General features: G+C 67.4%; 16 protein-coding genes and 1 other RNA gene. 3 read left to right on the top strand and 14 right to left on the bottom strand.

The window, feature by feature from the left end:
• Positions 1-72: 72 nt before the first annotated feature.
• Genes LIW09_RS10890 through ilvC form a run of 3 tightly spaced genes read right to left on the bottom strand, consistent with a single transcriptional unit; the run spans position 73 to position 3,024 of the window.
• Positions 73-309, bottom strand: coding sequence for an ACT domain-containing protein (locus LIW09_RS10890; RefSeq protein ID WP_256645642.1), 237 nt, complete (start codon positions 307-309; stop codon positions 73-75).
• Positions 293-2,038, bottom strand: coding sequence for an acetolactate synthase 2 catalytic subunit (ilvG, locus tag LIW09_RS10885; RefSeq protein ID WP_256645641.1), 1,746 nt, complete (start codon positions 2,036-2,038; stop codon positions 293-295). Before ilvG ends, LIW09_RS10890 begins: the two co-directional genes overlap by 17 nt.
• Positions 2,038-3,024 (bottom strand): ketol-acid reductoisomerase, encoded by a 987-nt coding sequence (ilvC, locus tag LIW09_RS10880; RefSeq protein ID WP_256645640.1) that lies wholly within the window; start codon positions 3,022-3,024, stop codon positions 2,038-2,040. The genes ilvG and ilvC overlap by 1 nt, the downstream gene beginning before the upstream one ends.
• A 363-nt stretch (positions 3,025-3,387) precedes the next feature.
• Between ilvC and ilvD the strand changes: the two genes are divergently transcribed.
• Positions 3,388-5,229, top strand: coding sequence for a dihydroxy-acid dehydratase (gene ilvD, locus LIW09_RS10875; protein WP_256645639.1), 1,842 nt, complete (start codon positions 3,388-3,390; stop codon positions 5,227-5,229).
• 9 nt (positions 5,230-5,238) lie between these two features.
• Here ilvD and rpiA read toward each other — a convergent pair whose 3' ends face one another.
• From rpiA to LIW09_RS10840, 7 genes are all read right to left on the bottom strand, one after another.
• Entirely contained in the window at positions 5,239-5,886 is a 648-nt protein-coding gene (rpiA, locus tag LIW09_RS10870; protein WP_256645638.1) for a ribose-5-phosphate isomerase RpiA, read from the bottom strand.
• Positions 5,887-5,890: 4 nt separating this feature from the next.
• Positions 5,891-6,361, bottom strand: a complete 471-nt coding sequence (locus LIW09_RS10865) for an EVE domain-containing protein (protein ID WP_256645637.1) — start codon at positions 6,359-6,361, stop codon at positions 5,891-5,893.
• Positions 6,358-6,966: a 5-formyltetrahydrofolate cyclo-ligase gene (locus LIW09_RS10860; protein ID WP_256645636.1), complete on the bottom strand. Its 609-nt coding sequence runs from the start codon at positions 6,964-6,966 to the stop codon at positions 6,358-6,360. Before LIW09_RS10860 ends, LIW09_RS10865 begins: the two co-directional genes overlap by 4 nt.
• A 31-nt stretch (positions 6,967-6,997) precedes the next feature.
• A non-coding RNA gene (gene ssrS / locus LIW09_RS10855) (6S RNA) lies at positions 6,998-7,181 on the bottom strand.
• Between the two features lie 68 nt (positions 7,182-7,249).
• Positions 7,250-7,540 carry a cell division protein ZapA gene (locus LIW09_RS10850; RefSeq protein WP_256645635.1) on the bottom strand — a complete coding sequence of 97 codons (291 nt, stop codon included), beginning with the start codon at positions 7,538-7,540 and terminating at the stop codon, positions 7,250-7,252.
• Positions 7,537-7,758 carry a TIGR02449 family protein gene (locus LIW09_RS10845; protein ID WP_256645634.1) on the bottom strand — a complete coding sequence of 74 codons (222 nt, stop codon included), beginning with the start codon at positions 7,756-7,758 and terminating at the stop codon, positions 7,537-7,539. The genes LIW09_RS10850 and LIW09_RS10845 overlap by 4 nt, the downstream gene beginning before the upstream one ends.
• Positions 7,759-7,767: 9 nt before the next feature.
• Entirely contained in the window at positions 7,768-10,071 is a 2,304-nt protein-coding gene (locus tag LIW09_RS10840; RefSeq protein WP_256645633.1) for a putative bifunctional diguanylate cyclase/phosphodiesterase, read from the bottom strand.
• Between the two features lie 102 nt (positions 10,072-10,173).
• Here LIW09_RS10840 and LIW09_RS10835 point away from each other — a divergent pair, with 102 nt between their 5' ends.
• A complete protein-coding gene (locus tag LIW09_RS10835; protein ID WP_256647225.1) occupies positions 10,174-10,707 on the top strand; it encodes a UPF0149 family protein in 534 nt (177 codons plus the stop codon).
• A 6-nt stretch (positions 10,708-10,713) separates the two neighbouring features.
• Positions 10,714-12,036 (top strand): aminopeptidase P N-terminal domain-containing protein, encoded by a 1,323-nt coding sequence (locus LIW09_RS10830; RefSeq protein WP_256645632.1) that lies wholly within the window; start codon positions 10,714-10,716, stop codon positions 12,034-12,036.
• A 140-nt stretch (positions 12,037-12,176) separates the two neighbouring features.
• Here LIW09_RS10830 and pepQ read toward each other — a convergent pair whose 3' ends face one another.
• The 4 genes from pepQ to hemW all read right to left on the bottom strand — a co-directional run bounded on the left by pepQ (position 12,177) and on the right by hemW (position 17,456).
• Positions 12,177-13,499, bottom strand: coding sequence for a Xaa-Pro dipeptidase (gene pepQ / locus LIW09_RS10825; protein ID WP_256645631.1), 1,323 nt, complete (start codon positions 13,497-13,499; stop codon positions 12,177-12,179).
• A gap of 75 nt (positions 13,500-13,574) precedes the next feature.
• Positions 13,575-13,922: a PilZ domain-containing protein gene (locus LIW09_RS10820; RefSeq protein ID WP_256645630.1), complete on the bottom strand. Its 348-nt coding sequence runs from the start codon at positions 13,920-13,922 to the stop codon at positions 13,575-13,577.
• Entirely contained in the window at positions 13,912-16,158 is a 2,247-nt protein-coding gene (locus tag LIW09_RS10815; protein ID WP_256645629.1) for a DUF1631 family protein, read from the bottom strand. Before LIW09_RS10815 ends, LIW09_RS10820 begins: the two co-directional genes overlap by 11 nt.
• 125 nt (positions 16,159-16,283) lie before the next feature.
• Positions 16,284-17,456 (bottom strand): radical SAM family heme chaperone HemW, encoded by a 1,173-nt coding sequence (hemW, locus tag LIW09_RS10810; protein WP_425507885.1) that lies wholly within the window; start codon positions 17,454-17,456, stop codon positions 16,284-16,286.
• Positions 17,457-17,465 lie beyond the last annotated feature (9 nt).

Here is a 17,465-nt window from a genome sequence, read left to right as displayed (position 1 = left end):
AGGCTGCGACAGCCGAAGCATCTGCAAGGCCGCACGGCCATGCGAAGACACCACGGCGGTTGTGCGACGCGTTCATCGACATGGCTGCATCTCCACGGCCAGGCAGTCGTAGAGCTTGGCCAGCTGCTGCAGCAGGCCTTCCGGCTCGCGTTCGCCTTCCACGGTCATGCGCAGATGCCAGCGGTCGCCGTCGTCGCGCGCGTCGCCATCCACGCTGAGCGGGGCGAAGCCGCGGCGCTCGGCGGTGCCCAGCACGCGTACCAGTGCGCCTTCGGCGCGGCGCAGGGTGAGATCAAGCTGGTAGCGCATGCGGCATCTCCGTGGCGGTGCGGGCAGGCGCAGCTGCATCGGCATCGGCGCAGGCCGCGTCGAGCATTTGCGCGTTGTTGCGGTTGGGTGGCACCAGTGGCCACACGTTGGCGGCGGTATCGATGGCGACATGCAGCAGCGCGGGGCCATCGGCGGCCAGCAGTGCCTGCAGGGCGGCCTCCACGTGATCGGCGCGGTTGACGTGCAGGGACTGGATGCCGAAGGCCGCCGCGACTGCGGCGAAGTCGGGGTTGTCGGACAGGTCGACTTCGGAATAGCGCTTGTCGAAGAACAATTCCTGCCACTGGCGAACCATGCCCAGCGCCTGGTTGTCGAGCAGCACGATCTTCACCGGCAGCTGGTAGCGCCGCAGCGTGGCCAGCTCCTGGAGGTTCATCATGATCGAGCCGTCGCCGCTGACGCAGATCACTTGCGCGTCGCGGCGCGCCACTTGCGCGCCCAGCGCGGCGGGCAGGCCGAAGCCCATCGCGCCCAGCGCGCCGCTGGTCAGGTGCTGGCGCGGGTGCTGCATGCGCCAGTGCTGCGCCACCCACATCTGGTGCTGGCCCACGTCGCAGGCAACCACGGCCCCGGGCGCCAGTTCCGACAGCCTTTTCAGCAACGCCGGCGCATAGACGCCCTCGCCCGGCGCGTCGTAGCGCGCGGCGTGCTGCTGTGCGCGCTGCTTGCACTGTGCGCGCCACGCCTTCCGCGCGACGCCATTGCGCCCGTGCAGATGCGCGGCGCAGGGCAGCGTCAGCCGGGTCAGGGCCGTGACGATGTCGCCACGCACGCCGGCATCGGCATGGCGCAATTTGCCGATTTCGCAGGCGTCCAGATCGACATGCACGATGCGCGCATGCGGGGCGAATTCGGCCAGCTTGCCGGTGGCGCGGTCGTCGAAGCGTGCGCCCACCACGATCAGCAGGTCTGCTTCCTGCACCGCCACGTTGGCGGCGCGGCTGCCGTGCATGCCCAGCATGCCGAGGTTGAGGGGATGCTGGGTGGGCAGGGCACCCAGCCCTTTCAGGGTCAGCACGGTCGGGATCTGGGTGGCATCGACGAAGGTGCGGAACGCGGCGACCGCATCGCCCAGCGCGATGCCTCCACCGCCGTAGATCACCGGCCGCTGCGCCTGCGCGATCAGCGCCAGCGCTGCGTGCAGCGATGCATCCCTGGGCGGTTCAGGTGCATCCGTGGCCAGCGGGACGTGCGCCGGAAGGTGTGCTGCGTCGGCGTTCTGCACGTCCTTGGGCAGGTCGATCAGCACCGGGCCGGGACGGCCCGAACGCGCCAGCCGGAAGGCTTCGCCGACGATCATCGGCAGGTCCTCGACGCGGCGGGCGATGAAACTGTGCTTGACCATCGGCAAGGTCATGCCGAACACATCCAGCTCCTGGAACGCGTCGGTGCCCATCAGCGTGGTGGGTACCTGGCCGGTGACGATCACCATCGGCACCGAGTCCAGCATCGCGTCGGCGATGCCGGTGACCAGGTTCGATGCGCCGGGGCCGGAGGTCGCCACGCAGACGCCCACCCGCCCGCTGGCCCGCGCATATCCATTTGCCGCGAACGCCGCGCCTTGTTCATGTCGTGGCAGCACGTGGCGGAGTTGCGGGGTGTCGTGCAGGGCGTCGTAAAACGGCATGATCGCGCCGCCGGGATAGCCGAACAGGGTGTCCACCCCTTCGGCCACCAACGCCTGCGCGAGCCAGCGGGCGCCGTTCATCACGCGGCCTCGGCGGGTTTCAGGGCGGGCGCGGTGTCCAGCCACTTCATGTTGGCGCGCAATTTCTTGCCGATGGTTTCGATGGGATGTTCCAGGTCGGCCTGTTTCATCGCCTTGTAGTTGGCGTTGCCGGCGGCATATTCGGCGATCCATTGGCGGGCAAAACTGCCGTCCTGGATCTCGGTCAGCACTTTCTTCATCTGCGCGCGGGTGTTGGCGTCCACCACGTAGTCGCCTCGGGTCAGCGCGCCGTACTGCGCGGTTTCGCTGATGAACTCGTGCATGCGGGTGATGCCGCCTTCGTAGAACAGGTCGACGATCAGCTTCAGTTCGTGCAGGCATTCGTAGTAGGCGACCTCGGGCTGGTAGCCGGCTTCCACCAGCGTTTCCCAGCCGGCCTGCACCAGCCGCGTGGCGCCGCCGCACAGCACCGCCTGCTCGCCGAACAGGTCGGTCTCGGTTTCTTCCTGGAAGGTGGTCCTGATGGCGTTCTGGCGCGCGCCGCCGATGCCTGCGCAGTAGCTGAGCGCGAGCTGCTCGGCATTGCCGCTCCGATCCTGGTGCACGGCGTAGACCGACGGCACGCCGCGGCCGATCTCGTATTCGCGGCGCACCAGCGCGCCCGGGCCCTTCGGCGCGACCAGCACCACGTCCAGGTCGTCGCGCGGGCTGATCTGCCCGTAGTGGACGTTGAAGCCGTGCGCGAACAGCAGGCAGGCGCCCGCGTCCATGTTCGGCTCGACGACTTCGCCATAGAGCTGCGGCTGCACCATGTCGGGGGTGAGCACGGCGACGATCTGCGCGCCCTTCACCGCCTCGGCCGGCGCTTTCACGGTGAAGCCGTCGGCCTTGGCCTTCAGTTCGGTGGGGCCGCCCGGGCGCAGGCCAACGGTGACGTCGAAGCCGGAGTCGCGCAGGTTGAGCGCGTGCGCGCGGCCCTGGCTGCCGTAGCCGATGATGGCGATGCGAGGTGTGTTGCTGGTCATTGCGAGTGTTCCTGGGTTGGGGGAGTGAAGCGGAGGCCAGAACGAAAAAACCCCGCACCTTTCGATGCGGGGTTTTGCGATTCTGGCGTTGTGTGTTTGCTGCTTACACGCCGGATCGTCCCGCACCTGTGGGCGAGGTAATGAGTACGAGTACGAGAATGGATGCCGCCTGAGAGGCGGTCATCGGGATCGGCGGGGGCATGTGGCGTTGCAGCATGTTTTTAGAGGAACATGCCGAAAGCGTTGTTGTCAACACTTTTCTCATGCTGATTTCGCATATCGAAAAGTTGCAGCTGAAACCGCGCAAACGCAGCAGAATCAAGGCTTGCAGCGCCTCCCCCCAAACCACATCGATGCCTCGCCATGCCCGATTATCGCTCGAAGACCTCCACCCACGGCCGCAACATGGCCGGCGCGCGTGCGCTGTGGCGTGCCACCGGCATGCGCGATGGTGACTTCGGCAAGCCCATCATCGCGATTGCAAATTCCTTCACCCAGTTCGTGCCGGGCCATGTGCATTTGAAGGACATGGGCCAGCTGGTGGCGCGTGAAATCGAAGCGGTCGGTGGCATCGCGAAAGAGTTCAACACCATCGCCGTGGATGACGGCATCGCGATGGGCCACGACGGCATGCTGTACTCGCTGCCCTCGCGCGAAGTGATTGCAGATTCGGTGGAGTACATGGCGAATGCGCACTGCGCCGACGCGCTGGTGTGCATCTCCAACTGCGACAAGATCACCCCCGGCATGCTGATGGCCGCGCTGCGGCTGAACATCCCCACGGTGTTCGTGTCCGGCGGCCCGATGGAAGCGGGCAAGACGGGGCTTGCCGAACACAAGCTCGACCTGGTCGATGCGATGGTGATCGCGGCCGACGAACACGCATCAGACGAAACGGTTGCCGAATACGAACGCAACGCCTGCCCGACCTGCGGTTCGTGCAGCGGCATGTTCACCGCCAACTCGATGAATTGCCTGACCGAGGCATTGGGGCTTTCGCTGCCGGGCAATGGCACCATGCTGGCCACCCACGCGGACCGCGAAGCGCTGTTCAAGCGCGCCGGGCGCCTGATCGTGGAGCTTTGCCATCGCTGGTACGGCGCGGAAGACGCCACCGCATTGCCGCGCGGCATCGCCACGCTGGAGGCCTTTGAAAATGCGATGACGCTGGACATCGCGATGGGCGGTTCCACCAACACCATCCTGCACCTGCTCGCCGCGGCGCAGGAAGCGGAAGTCGCCTTCACCCTGCGCGACATCGATCGCCTGTCGCGCCGGGTTCCGCAGCTGTGCAAGGTCGCGCCGAATTCGCCCAAGTACCACATGGAGGACGTGCACCGCGCCGGCGGGATCATGGCGATCCTCGGCGAGCTGGCGCGTGGCGGGCTGCTGCACGTGGACACCGCGACCGTGCATGCGCAGACACTGGGCGAGGCCATCGCGCAGTGGAACATTGCCACGGTCGATGACGAGGCAGTGCACACGTTCTACCGCGCCGGCCCCGCCGGCATCCCGACCCAGGTCGCCTTCAGCCAGTCCACCCGCTGGCCGACGCTGGATCTGGATCGGGCCGAGGGCTGCATCCGCAGCGTCGAGCATGCCTATTCGCAGGAGGGTGGACTCGCCGTGCTGTACGGCAACCTCGCGGTCGATGGCTGCGTGGTGAAGACCGCCGGCGTGGACGAGTCCATCCACGTGTTCGAGGGCCGCGCGCGCGTCTACGAAAGCCAGGACGCGGCGGTGGCCGGCATCCTTGGCGATGAGGTGAAGCGCGGCGAGGTGGTGGTGATCCGCTACGAAGGTCCGAAGGGCGGGCCGGGCATGCAGGAGATGCTGTATCCGACCAGCTATCTGAAGTCGAAGGGCTTGGGCAAGCAGTGCGCGTTGTTGACCGATGGCCGTTTTTCCGGCGGCACATCGGGCTTGTCGATCGGCCACGCGTCGCCGGAAGCGGCGGCGGGCGGGGCGATCGGACTGGTTCGCGACGGCGACCGCATCCGCATCGACATTCCGCAGCGTTCCATCGAATTGCGCGTCGATGAAGGCGAGCTTGCCTTGCGCCGCGCGGAGCAGGACGCGCGGGGCTGGAAGCCCGCGCAGCCGCGCGGACGCAAGGTCAGCGTGGCGTTGAAGGCGTATGCGCTGCTGGCGACCAGCGCAGACAAGGGCGCGGTGCGCAACCGGGAATTGCTGGACGGGGCGTGACGCCCCGCCTCAGAGCAGCTGCGGCGGCTGCCCGCCGACGATCACCACGTCGGCCGGGCGGCGCGCGAACAGGCCCACCGCGACCACGCCGGGGATCTGGTTGAGCTCGCGCTCCACCGCCACCGGGTCGACGATGGTCAGGTTGTGCACGTCGAGGATGACATTGCCGTTGTCGGTGACCACGCCATCGCGCCACACCGGCTGGCCACCGGTCAGCCGCAGAATCTCGCGGGCGACCAGGCTGCGCGCCATCGGGATCACTTCCACCGGCAGCGGGAACTTGCCGAGCACCGGCACCAGCTTGCTGGGGTCCACGATGCAGATGAAGCGCTCGCTGGCCTCGGCGATGATTTTCTCGCGGGTCAGTGCGGCGCCGCCGCCCTTGATCAAATGCTTGCGCGGGTCGCATTCGTCCGCGCCGTCCACGTACAGCGACAGCGGGCCGGCGGCGTTCAGGTCGATGACGTCGATACCGTGGGATTTCAGGCGCGCGGTACTTTGCTCCGAACTGGAGACCGCGCCCTTGATGCGGTCTTTCCACGGCGCAAGTGCATCGATGAAGTACGCGACCGTGGAGCCGGTGCCAACGCCGACGATCATGCCGTCCTCGACGTATTCGATGGCTTTTTCGGCGGCGAGTTTCTTGGCATCACTCATTGCATCACTCCAGTGAAAGCAGCAGTTTCCATTGCGAGGTGGTGACGGGGAACACCGACAGCCGGCTGCCGCGCGCGGTCAGCGCGAAGCCCTCGCCCAGTTCGTCGGCGTAGCTGCGGATTTCCTCCAGCGGGATGATCCGCCTGAGCTTGCGCTCGAACGCGATGTCGACCAGGAACCAGCGCGGCGTTTCCTGCGTCGCCTTGGGGTCGAAGTAATGCGATCGCGAATCGAATTGCGTGCTGTCCGGGTAGGCGGCGCTGGCCACGGTCGCCAGCCCGACGATGCCGGGCACCTTGCAGTTGGAGTGATAGAACATCACGCCATCGCCCACGCGCATGCCGTCGCGCATGAAGTTGCGCGCCTGGTAGTTGCGCACGCCGTTCCATGGCTCGGTGCCGACGCGCGCCAGGTCGTCGATGGAAAACGCGTCCGGCTCGGACTTCATCATCCAGTAGCGCCGTGGCTTGCTCATGCGGTGTCCTTGGCGAGATAGGTCGAGTCTTCGCAGCAAATCGCATCCAGCCGCACGTCCCAGGCTTCGCTGTGCAGGGCATCCACGCGCTGGATCGCGAAGCCGGCGCCCACCAGCCAGGGCGGTGCAGCTTGCGCGCTGCGGAAAGCGAGGCTGCGGTCGTACCAGCCGGCACCCATGCCAAGCCGGTTGCACGCCGCATCGAAGCCCACCAGTGGCAGTACCAGCAGGGTCATGTGTTCGGCCGTCAGCGCGGCGCTCGCGCTGATGTCGGGCTCGGGAATGCCGTAGCGGTTGGTCACCAGCGGGTCGCCCGCGCGCCACGGCGCAAAGCGCAGGGTGCCGTCGTCATGCAGCATCGGCAGGCAGTAGATCAGCGATGCAGGCAGGCGCAGCTGGAAAGCGTGCAGGCCGATCTCGCCATCCATCGCCCAATAGCCGGCCACGTAGCCGGAGACGGGGCTGCCATGTTCCTGCAGGAACGGCAGCGCCAACAGGCGCGTGGCCAGGTCATTGGCGGCGGCGATGCGCTGCTGTGCAGCAAGGCTGCGGCGTCGTTCGCGCAGTGTCTTGCGCAGCGCGGCGCGGTCGGATGGCGAGCTCACGCGGGTGGCGAACCGTGCTGCGGGAAGGAAAGATGTCTCCGCCGTGGCGATGCATGCGAAACGACCTTGAACCCGGGGTTCAAGTGGGAATGCGTGGCGACCATCGGGCTTCCCGCTCAAGGCGGACTTGCACTCCCGGCTACCATTGCACTCCCGTTGTCGTCATTAAGGGACAAGGCGAATGTTGCGCACGCCGTCGCACACAGCAGAGGACGCCGGCAGTATAGCCTGCCGCGTGCGGTGGTGAAGGGGAATCGGGGCGTGCTGGCTGAGTGATTCAGCTTTATGCCAGCAGTGCATCCAGCTTGCGATTGGCTTCGGCCAGCAGGGCAAGCGTGCCGCTGTCGTCGGCGGTGGCTGCTGCAGTGCCCTTCGCCTGCTGCAACTCGTGCGCGAAATTGAGCGCGGTCAGCACTGCCAGCCGGTCGGGTGGCACCAGCTTGTTGCCGCCGCGCAATTCGCGCATCCGCGCATCCAGCAAGCGCGCGGCCACCGCCAGGCCGGCACGCTCTTCGTCGCCGACGCCAATGGTGTATTCGCGGTCGAGGATACGGACGGTGACCGGTTCGCTCATGTGTGCTGCTCCAGCGACTTCAGCCGCCCGATCATCGCTTCCACCCGGCTGCGCGCCTGCTCCTGCTTGTTCAGCAGTTGTGCCCGTTCGCCGGTCATTTGCTCGACCTGCTGGCGCAGGCTGCGGTTCTCATCCTGCAGGCGCTGCATGCGACCGGCCAGCAGGTCGATGCGAGCCAGCAGCTTGTGCAGTTCCCCGTGCAGGTTGGCCTTGTCCATCCGGCCACCTTAGGCAGGCGCCGTGCCGGGGTCAAGAAGCACCTGCGGTGCGTGCTGGCGCGCCTGCGCGGCGAGGATGAAACGCAGGCAGGCGCCGGCCTCCAGTGGCCGCGAGATCCAGTAGCCCTGCACGATGCTGCACGCGTTGTGTTCCAGGAAAGCGAGCTGCTCCGCGGTTTCCACGCCCTCGGCCACGACCTGCAGGCCAAGCGTGCGGGCCATGGCGATGACGGTGGTGGTGATCGTGGCGTCCTCGTGGTCGTCGGGCATGGCCAAACCGTCGATGAACGCCTTGTCGATCTTCAGCGTATTGATCGGCAGGCGGTGCAGGTAGGCAAGCGAGGAATAGCCGGTGCCGAAGTCGTCCACGGCGATCGCGATGCCCAGCCGGCGGAAGGCGAGCAGGCGTTCGCGCACGACCTCGGCATTGGCCATCAGCACGCTTTCGGTCAGCTCCAGTTCCAGCGCGGCGGCCGGCAGCCCGCTGTGTTCCAGCGCCGCGGACACCGTGGCCACCAGATCGCTGCGCAACAGTTGCAGCGCGGAGACATTCACCGACACCTTCAGTCGAGGATCCGCGCCAGCCTGATGCCAGCCGGCCAGCGTGCGGCATGCCTGCTGCAGCACCCATTCGCCGATCGGCAGGATCATTCCGCTTTCCTCGGCCAGCGGGATGAACTCGCTGGGCGTGACGACGCCGAACTCGGGGCTGTTCCAGCGCAACAAGGCTTCGGCCGCGCCAACCCGGCGCTCCTGCAGGACCAGCTGCGGCTGGTACACCAGCGACAGTTCGTCCCGCTCCACCGCCTTGCGCAGTGCGGCAATCAGATTGGCGCGGCGGCGGATGTCGTCGTCCATGCTGTGCGCGTAACGCACGAAGCCGCGCTTGCCGCTGCTTTTGGCCTGATACATGGCGGTATCGGCGTGCTTGAGCATGTCGGTTGGCACCTGTGCGTGCTCGGGGAACAGGCTGATGCCGATCGAGGGCGAAATGGTGAATTCGTAGCGCTCATCGAGACGCAGCGGGATGTCGAAGGCCTCGATGATCCGCAGGGCGGCGCGTTCCGCCTCGCCTGCGTCGGCCAGATTCTCCAGGATGGCGACGAACTCGTCGCCGCTGACCCGCGCCACCGTTCGCCCTGCGCCCAGCACCTCCTGCAGGCGGCGCGCCACCGCGCGCAGGACGCGGTCGCCGGTGGCATGGCCCAGCGAGTCATTGATGTTCTTGAAATTGTCGAGGTCGAGGAACAGCAGGGCCAGGCAGGAGCCGTGCCTGCGGGCATGCACGATGGCGTGTGCCAGGCGCTCGGCCAACAGCGTGCGGTTGGGCAGGTTGGTCAACGTGTCGTAGTTGGCCAGGTAGCGCAGTTCCTGTTCGATCCGACGGCGTTCGGTGATGTCGTTGGCCACCAGCACGTACAGCCTGCGGTTGCTGCCGGGTTCGAGGATGGCGTTGCACTGCATGGCGCAGAGGAATTCGCGCCCGTCCCTGCACTGCTGCCACATCTCGCCGGCCCAGCCGTCGTTGATGCTGATGGCGTTGCGTGCTTGCTCGTAGAACGCGGGGTCGTGCCGGCTGCCGTTCAACAGGGAGGAGTCCTTGCCCAGGACGTCGGCCTCCGCGTAACCGGTCATGCGGCTGAACGCGGGATTGACGGCCACGAAGCGGAAATCGGCGTCAAGCACGGCCACCGACTCGGCCATGCTGCGCATCACCTCGGTGGCGATCTTGCGCTGGCTCTCCAACTGGTGAAGCGTATCGACGTTGCGCGCCGTGCCGGCGAGGCGAATCACGCGCCCGGCCCCGTCGCGTTCGATTGCCCGGCCGCGGATCCGGACCCATTGCCAGTGTGCGTCCTCGCCCAGGATCCGCTGCTCGGACATGAAGATGGGCGTCAGCCCGCGCAGGTATTCGCGCAGCCGCTGCAACACCAGCGGCAGGTCCTCCGGGTGGATCTGCGGATTCTTGTCCAGGGCGATGTGCACGGCCAGGTCGTTGGCCTGGTCGGGCGCCACCCGGGTTTTTTCCAGCTCCCGCGTGCGCAGGTCGTACTGCCAGTACAGTTCGTTCGAGGCCCATAACGACAGCCGCAGGCGTTGTTCGCGCTCGCGCAGCTTGCGCAGGTGCTCCAGTTGCTCGCGTTCGCGGCGGCGATGGCCGGCAATTGCCAGCGCGGCCAGGGCCAGCACCAGCGATGCCAGCAGCAGCACCAGCAAATGGTCGGCCGGAAGATCCACGTCCGCCGCGATGGCAGGCAGCGGCGCCAGCAGCGCACTGCATGACACGACTCGTTTTGCCGGAATGCCGCGCATGCCCATCCGCCGAGTTTAGGCGCGTGCCCTTGCCGACAACAAGCGGCAAGCCGTGGTTGCTACACTCGTCACTCCCCCGCAGAGGTTGAGCGCGTGAGCGAAATCGAGTTGCCGGACTGGGCCGAGGTGGAGCAGGCCGCCGACCGCCTGCACCTTGCCAGCAGTCCTGCGGAGCTGCACGGCGCGCTGTGCGGCTGGTTGGCCGCCGGTGGTGGCGATGCCGCGGGATGGCTGGCGCTGGTCATGGCCGACCCCGCGCTGCCAACGCCGGTTGCCGGAGACGTGCTGGATCGCCTGCGTGCGGCCAGCGTGTCGCAGTTGGGCGACCCGTCGTTCGGCTTCCAGCTGTTGTTGCCGGATGGCGAGCGCGCCATCAAGCGGGCTGACGCGCTGTTCGCGTGGTGCAGGTCCTTCCTGGGCGGGTTCGGTTTGGCGGTAGGCGGAAAATCCCTGACCGAGGATGGGCAGGAAGCGCTGCGCGACCTCGCCAATCTGGGTGCGGCACAAATAGACGAGGCCGATGACGCCAGCGACGAGGATGCGCTGGCCGAGATCGAGGAATACCTGCGCATGGCGGTATTGCTGTTGCATGCGGACTGCGTATTGGGAGCGCAGCACCGCCAAAGCCTGCACTGATCGACCATGCGGCCGTTGACGACCCATTGGCGCACCGTGTTGGCTCGCCGCCGCCAGCAGTTGATGGCGACGGCGGGCGATGGCGCGATCCTGATTCTGCCAGCCGCGCCGGAGCGCATCCGCAGCCGCGACACCCACTACCCGTATCGGCAGGATTCCGACTTCTGGTATCTGACCGGCTTTGCCGAGCCCGACGCGGTGCTGGTGCTGGTGCCGGGCCGCAAGCATGGCGAAACCATCCTGTTCTGTCGCGAACGCGATCCCGGGCGCGAAGGCTGGGACGGGCCGAGGCTGGGGCCGGAAGGCGTGATCGACACGCTGGGCGTGGATGATGCCTACCCGATTTCCGACATCGACGACATCCTGCCCGGCCTGCTGGAAAACCGCCGTCGCGTGCATTACCCGCTTGGCCGCGACGCCGAGTTCGATCTCAAGCTGATCGGCTGGATCAACCGCGTGCGCGCGCAGGCAAGGCAGGGTGCGCAGCCGCCGCAGGAGTTCCTCGAGCTGGGGCACTTGCTGGATGAAATGCGCCTGTTCAAGTCGGCGGACGAAATCCAGCTGCTGCAAAAAGCCGCCGACATCAGCATCGAGGCCCATCGTGCCGCGATGCGCGCGGCCCGCGCGGGCATCCACGAATACGAGCTGCAGGCAGAAATCGAGCGCGTGTTTCGCAGGCACGATGCGCAGCCCGCCTATGCCAGCATCGTGGGTGCGGGCGCCAATGCCTGCGTGCTGCATTACGGCGCCAACAACGCAAAGTCCCGCGCAGGCGACCTGGTGTTGATCGACGCCGGCGCCGAATACCGCGGCTATGCCGCCGACATCACCCGCAGCTTCCCGGTCAATGGCCGGTTCAGCAAGGCGCAGCGGGCGCTGCATGACCTGGTGTGCGCCGCGCAGGCGGCGGCGCTGGCGCAAGCCAGGCCCAATACGGCTTACGAGGCGGGGCACGATGCTGCGGTGCGCACGCTGTCGGAGGGCCTGCTGTCGCTCGGGTTGCTCAAGGGGACGCTGGAGCGCGTGCTTGCGGACGGCGATTACAAGCGGTTTTACCGACACAAGACCGGGCATTGGCTGGGGCTGGACGTGCACGACGTTGGCGAATACCGGATCGATGGCGCTTCCCGGCTGCTGGAGCCGGGCATGGTGTTCACCATCGAGCCCGGGCTCTACATTCCCGCGGATGATCCCGCGGTGCCGGCGAAATGGCGCGGCATCGGCATCCGCATCGAAGACGATGTGCTGATCACCCGCGATGGCCACCGCGTGCTGACTGGCGCGCTGGAACGCAGCGCGGACGAGGTGGAAGCACTGATGGCGGGGTGATCGCGCCGCCCGGCCGGCATGGCGGGGGAACGCGCTCGCCGCTCAGGCTTCGCGTCCGGCTACGATTCGCGGCCGCGCGCCCTCCATGGCGCGCTCGATCACCTTCCCCGCCATGCCGGCCAGGCGATGCAGCAATTCCGCTAGACCGCCGCGAACGCTTCGCGCGTGAGGTTGATCGGCTCGCCGTCGGTGCAGACCACGTCGTCCTCGATGCGAATGCCGCCACAGGGCTTGAAGGCCTCCACCCGCGACCAGTCCACGGCATCGCCCAGGCCCTTGGCCTTCAGCTCGTCCAGCAGCATGTCGATGAAATAGATGCCCGGTTCGATGGTCACCACCATGCCCGGTTGCAGCGTGCGGGTCAGGCGCAGGAAGGGGTGGCCGTCCGGCTTTGCGATGTGGCCGCCTGCATCGGAGGCGGCAAAGCCCGCGACGTCGTGCACCTGCAAGCCGATGCCGTGGCCGATGCCGTGCGGGAAGAACGCGCTGGACACGCCACTTGCCAGCGCGTCCTCGGGTGCGACCTTGAGCACGCCGGAATCGCGCAGCACGCCGGCCAGCAGCAAATGCGCCTGCATGTGGATGCGGGCGTAATCGGTGCCGGCACGCACCATGTCGCACAGCGCCAGCTGCGCGGCATCCACGGCGCGGATCATCGCCGCGAAGTCGTCGTCGTTGGCCGAATACGTGCGCGTGATGTCGCTGGCATAGCCGCCGAAGCTGGCGCCGGCGTCGATCAAGAAACTGCGCACCGGCGCGGGCGGCAGGCGGTCTCGCTGGGTGTAGTGCAGCACGGCGCCGTGTTCGTTGAGCGCGATGATGTTGCCGTAGGGCAGGTCGTTGGCATCCTGCCCGGCGGCCTGGCAATACGCCAGATGGATGCCGAACTCGCTGGAACCCGCGCGAAAGGCGCGCTCGGCGGCGCGGTGTGCGCGTGCGCCGATGCGGTTGGCCTGCCGCATCATCTCGACTTCATAGGGCGTCTTGAACGCGCGTTGGTAATCCAGGTAGGCGAGTACCGGCGGCGGGTTGTTGGGGATGCAGTCGCCGATCGCACTCTGCGCCTCGCCCAGGATTGCGCAGCGGGAGAGATCGCCAGGCAGGTGCTGCAGCGCGTCGTCCGGCGTGCGGATGATGTGGATGTCGAAGTGCTCGACCCAGTAGCCGCTGGGTGCAGCCGGCACCACGTGCCAGTAGTCGTGTGGTTGCAGGAACAGCAGTGTCGGGCGCTGGCCTGGAGTGACGATCAGCCAGCTGCCGGGAGCCTGGGTGAGCGGCAACCAGGCCTTGAACTGCGGGTTCACCGCATACGGATAGTCGCGGTCGTCGAAGGCCTGGTAGTGCAGCGTGCCGCTGGCGATCAGCAGGCAATCGAAGCCGCCACGGCGCAGCGCCTCGGCGGCGTGCGACTGCAATTGGCCGAGGTGGTGCGGAAAAAGAGCGGCGAGGGAGGTCGTGGACATGGCGACAGCGCGACAGGGGAGACGCCGCGATTGTCGCGCATCCGTCCGTTTGCCGCAGCGCCACCTGTGCCTGAATCAGGGGTGCGCAGGCGCCAGCTCCGCCCAGTTGCGCAGCCTGCGCAACGCGTCCGGCGACAGGCCGAGGAAGCGCATGCCGATCCACGACTGCCCCGGTGCGCCAGCTCGCGCTTGCCACAGGACATGCGCGCCGACTTCCAGCGGCTGCGCGGCGCCGATGTCGTCGGGCAGGTTGAAGCGGAACTGGAACAGCGCATCGTCAGGCAGACTGCGACTGGCAACCAGCAGCATGCCGCCCACCGAAAGATTGCCCAGATGGCCCACGGTTTCTTCACTGATGGTGTCGAAGACCGTCACCATGCCGGGCACCGCACGGCGTGGCTGGCGGCGGGATTCAATGCCCATGGTTGCCTCCGTCAGGCAGTGCATCGGGTTCGCCGGCGGTTCTCAGCAGACTGGTGATCGTCGCATCCCATGCCGCTTCGGCAGGCGGCGTGTCGCCCACCAGCAGGCGCATCTGGCCCTCGGCCAGCTTGCGTGCCAGCGTTTCCAGCTCGTCATGACTGGTTCGCTGGCCCCGCCGATTCACCACCAGGATCTGGCCGGTGTGGGCACTGACCCAGGCCAGCCGATAGCGCTGCGCCTGTCCCTGGTCATTTTCGATTTCAACCCATGCCGGCTCGCGCAGGGTGCGCAGCAGCTCCATCGCGGACTGTTCATCGGTCGACAGGAGCGGCGCGTCGGCCTTGCTGGCGGGGGCATGGCCTTCCCCCAGCCGAACCTGGGTGCCCAGCTGCAGCAGCAGATCCGGGTCGGTGGCGGGTTCGTCGGCAGCGTCGCCGCCCGCAGCCAGCCGGTGCACGATCGCCTCCACGTTCTCGCTGTGGTAACCCACCTGCTCCAGCGCAGCGCGCATGCATTCGAGCTCGGTGGGGCCCAGCGGTGGCGCCGATTCCGCGGTGCAGGTGTCGATGATGCGGGTGGTCACGTCCAGCAGCTGCAGCCAGGCATCGGAATGCTCGCCGTTGCGCAGGTGCGCCAACGACAGCACATCCACCCAGGCCTGTTCCAGCAGGGCGGTCTGGAATTCGGGCAGGTTGCGGCCTTCGGTCAGCCGCGCGATCTCGGTTTGCGCGCGCCGCCGCGCGACTTCCAGCTTCTCGCGGCCGCGCGCCGCGTCCACCTGCCGGCGCTCGGCCATTTCCGCCTTGCGCGCCAGTGCCTGCAGGCCCGCCTGCAGGGTTTGGTTGGCGTCGGTGAACGTGTCCAGCCCGGCATCGCTGTCATGCTGCACGGATGCAACCGCGCGCTGCAGCAGGCCGAGCCATTGGCTATCAAGGTCATCGTCCGCCAGCCAGCGCGCGCCAGCCAGCGACACCGCGTCCAGCAGTTGGCGCCCGGGGTGTTCGGCGTTGGTGAAGAAGCTCTGGTCGCGCATCGCCAGCTGCACCAGCGGCAGGCGCAAGCGATCCACCAGCGTTTCGCCGGGGCTGGACTTGCGCAGCTCGCGCTGCAGCTGGTTCATGAACAGGTTGAGCAATTCGAAGCTGTCGTTGTCGGCTTCCGCCAGGGACACGCCGTGGCCGTGCAGCTGGCGCGCCTGGGCCAGCAGGATCTGCCGGAAATCGACTGGCGAGTCGGCCTTGGTGGCGGTGTTGCGCATGTGCTGCAGCGCGCCCAGCACTTCGCCGTGGGGCAGTTGCGCGCGCGCGCGCTCGTCCTGCACGCCGGGGCGCAGCTTGTTGATCAGCGCGCGTCGCCGGTGCAACAGGTCCTGCAGCGCGGCAAAACCGGGGTTGGCGGCCTCCGCTGCTGCCGAGGACGACGGGGATTGCGCGGCAGATCCCGCATGGCCGGCATCCTGATGCGGCGCGCTGTCGCCGCCGTGCCCGCCAGCGTGTTCGCCGGCGTGGCCACGATCCTCAGCCGCAGCGGCTGCCGCTGCCGCCGCCGCTGCCGCAGCGGGCGCCGCCGAGCCCGGGCGCACCCGCACCGGAACGAAGCTCAGATACGGCAGGATGCCGTCCTGCGCCAGGCGGGCATTGAGCGCGTCCAGCATCGGCGGGTAGAACTCCGCCATCGCCTTTTCGAATTGCTGGAACAGCAACAACCGCGCGTAACGCGACAGCTCGAGTTTGTCGGCGGCATCGGCCAGCGCATTGCACAAGGCATACGGGCCCAGAGGCAGGGACTCGCCATCGAAGGCCGGGGCGCCGGCCAGCACGCCAAAGCGTTGACCCAGAAGCTGCAGCGCCAGGCTGTTGCGCGATTCCATCCGGCTGGCCATGTTCACCAGCGTGGTTTCGTCGCTGACGACCTCATCTTCGAGTAGTTGCAGTTCCAGCACCGGGTGGTCGGTCGGCTTGCCTTGCGCGGACCGCGTCGCCTGCAGGTTGGCCAGCGAGGTTTCAATCGATGCCAGATAGCGGCGAGAGAACGCCTGCACGCCCCGGCCCAGATTGCGAATGGACGTCAATCGCGCCGACTCCAGTTTGGAGTCGCTGCTGGGCGCCGCGCGCGCCAGCGCCAGTTCGGACTCCTGGAGGAGCTGCGGCAATTGCTGGCCCATTTCCGCGCGGACATCCACCAGCACCCGTTCAAGGGCCTGGCGCGCACGGCGGGGCAGGGTTGTGTTGGCCAAGGTGGCCGCAGCTGGAGAGGCTGAGTTTGTGGATGAAGCCACGGGTGGAACGCCCCCTGCACAACAGCAATGTCCTGCATGGTATGCGCGATGGGTCGCCGCCTCAATCCATTGGGCGGCGGGGGTCAGTCCAGGAACAGGCTGATCACGTCGTTGGCAAAGCGCCGGCCCAGTTCGGTCGGGCGCAGCCAGTCGGCATCCGGCTCCAGCCAGCCGCGCTGGTGCGCGTGTGCCAGCCGCTCCGCAATGGCCGCGCGGGGCAGGCCGGTGCGTGCTTCGAACATCGACAGCGGCACGCCTTCGTTCAGGCGCAGCGCGTTCAGCATGAAGTCGAACGGCAGGCGCTGCTCGGTCAGGTAGTCATCGCCGCCGATCGCCGCATGGGTGCCGGCCTTGGCCAGGTAGTCGGTGGGATGCTTGAGCTTCCAGCGGCGCAGCACCTGCCGGGTGGCGCCCAGGGTCAGCTTGCCGTGCGCGCCCGCGCCGATGCCAAGGTAGTCGCCGAACCGCCAGTAGTTGAGGTTGTGCGCGCACTGCCGGCCGTCGCGTGCGTAGGCGCTGGTCTCGTATTGGGCGAAGCCGGTCTCGGCCAGCCGCGCCTGGCAGGCCTCCTGCATGTCCCAGGCGCTGTCCTCGTCGGGGATGCCCGCGGGCTTGCGCACGGCGAACGCCGTGTTGGGCTCGAGCGTGAGCTGGTAGTGGCTGACGTGGGTTGGCTGCAGGGCGATGGCACGATCCACGTCGTGCAGCGCCATCGCCAGCGTCTGCTGCGGCAGCGCATACATCAGGTCGAGGTTGAGATTGTCGAAGCCGGCATCCTGCGCGGCCTTGACCGCACGTTCGGCGTCGCCGCTGGAGTGGATTCGCCCGAGCCGCTGCAGGCAGCCGTCGTCGAAACTCTGCACGCCGAGGCTCAGGCGATTGACGCCGGCCGCGCGGTAACCGGGGAACGGGCCGTGTTCCACCGTGCCCGGGTTGGTTTCCAGGGTGATTTCGGCATCGGGCGCGAAGCGCAGCCGCGCGCTGGCCTGCTGCAGGAAGCGGTCGATCGCCTCGGGCGGAAACAGCGACGGCGTGCCGCCGCCGAAGAACACGCTGTGCACGATGCGGCCCCACGCCAGCGGCAGGTCGAAGTCGAGGTCGGCGATCAATGCGTCCACATACGCATCGATGGGCAGTGCGCCGCGCTGCGCGTGCGAATTGAAATCGCAGTACGGGCATTTGCGCACGCACCAGGGCAGGTGGACGTAGAGCGAAAGCGGCGGCGTGGTCAGCATGGGTGCTCGTTTTCTCGTCATTCCCGCGGA

Source organism: Thermomonas paludicola (genome assembly GCF_024498955.1).
GTDB lineage: Bacteria > Pseudomonadota > Gammaproteobacteria > Xanthomonadales > Xanthomonadaceae > Thermomonas > Thermomonas paludicola.
This window is presented reverse-complemented; position numbering and strand designations above follow the sequence as displayed.

Excerpts from the sequence above, each read along its gene's own strand:
- LIW09_RS10865 (WP_256645637.1), bottom strand. The coding sequence starts at position 6,361 with ATGAGCAAGCCACGGCGCTACTGGATGATGAAGTCCGAGCCGGACGCG.
- LIW09_RS10820 (WP_256645630.1), bottom strand. The coding sequence starts at position 13,922 with ATGGGCATTGAATCCCGCCGCCAGCCACGCCGTGCGGTGCCCGGCATG.
- ilvG (WP_256645641.1), bottom strand. The coding sequence starts at position 2,038 with ATGAACGGCGCCCGCTGGCTCGCGCAGGCGTTGGTGGCCGAAGGGGTG.
- LIW09_RS10890 (WP_256645642.1), bottom strand. The coding sequence starts at position 309 with ATGCGCTACCAGCTTGATCTCACCCTGCGCCGCGCCGAAGGCGCACTG.
- LIW09_RS10830 (WP_256645632.1), top strand. The coding sequence starts at position 10,714 with ATGCGGCCGTTGACGACCCATTGGCGCACCGTGTTGGCTCGCCGCCGC.
- LIW09_RS10845 (WP_256645634.1), bottom strand. The coding sequence starts at position 7,758 with ATGGACAAGGCCAACCTGCACGGGGAACTGCACAAGCTGCTGGCTCGC.
- ilvD (WP_256645639.1), top strand. The coding sequence starts at position 3,388 with ATGCCCGATTATCGCTCGAAGACCTCCACCCACGGCCGCAACATGGCC.
- LIW09_RS10840 (WP_256645633.1), bottom strand. The coding sequence starts at position 10,071 with ATGCGCGGCATTCCGGCAAAACGAGTCGTGTCATGCAGTGCGCTGCTG.
- pepQ (WP_256645631.1), bottom strand. The coding sequence starts at position 13,499 with ATGTCCACGACCTCCCTCGCCGCTCTTTTTCCGCACCACCTCGGCCAA.
- hemW (WP_425507885.1), bottom strand. The coding sequence starts at position 17,456 with ATGACGAGAAAACGAGCACCCATGCTGACCACGCCGCCGCTTTCGCTC.
- ilvC (WP_256645640.1), bottom strand. The coding sequence starts at position 3,024 with ATGACCAGCAACACACCTCGCATCGCCATCATCGGCTACGGCAGCCAG.
- rpiA (WP_256645638.1), bottom strand. The coding sequence starts at position 5,886 with ATGAGTGATGCCAAGAAACTCGCCGCCGAAAAAGCCATCGAATACGTC.
- LIW09_RS10850 (WP_256645635.1), bottom strand. The coding sequence starts at position 7,540 with ATGAGCGAACCGGTCACCGTCCGTATCCTCGACCGCGAATACACCATT.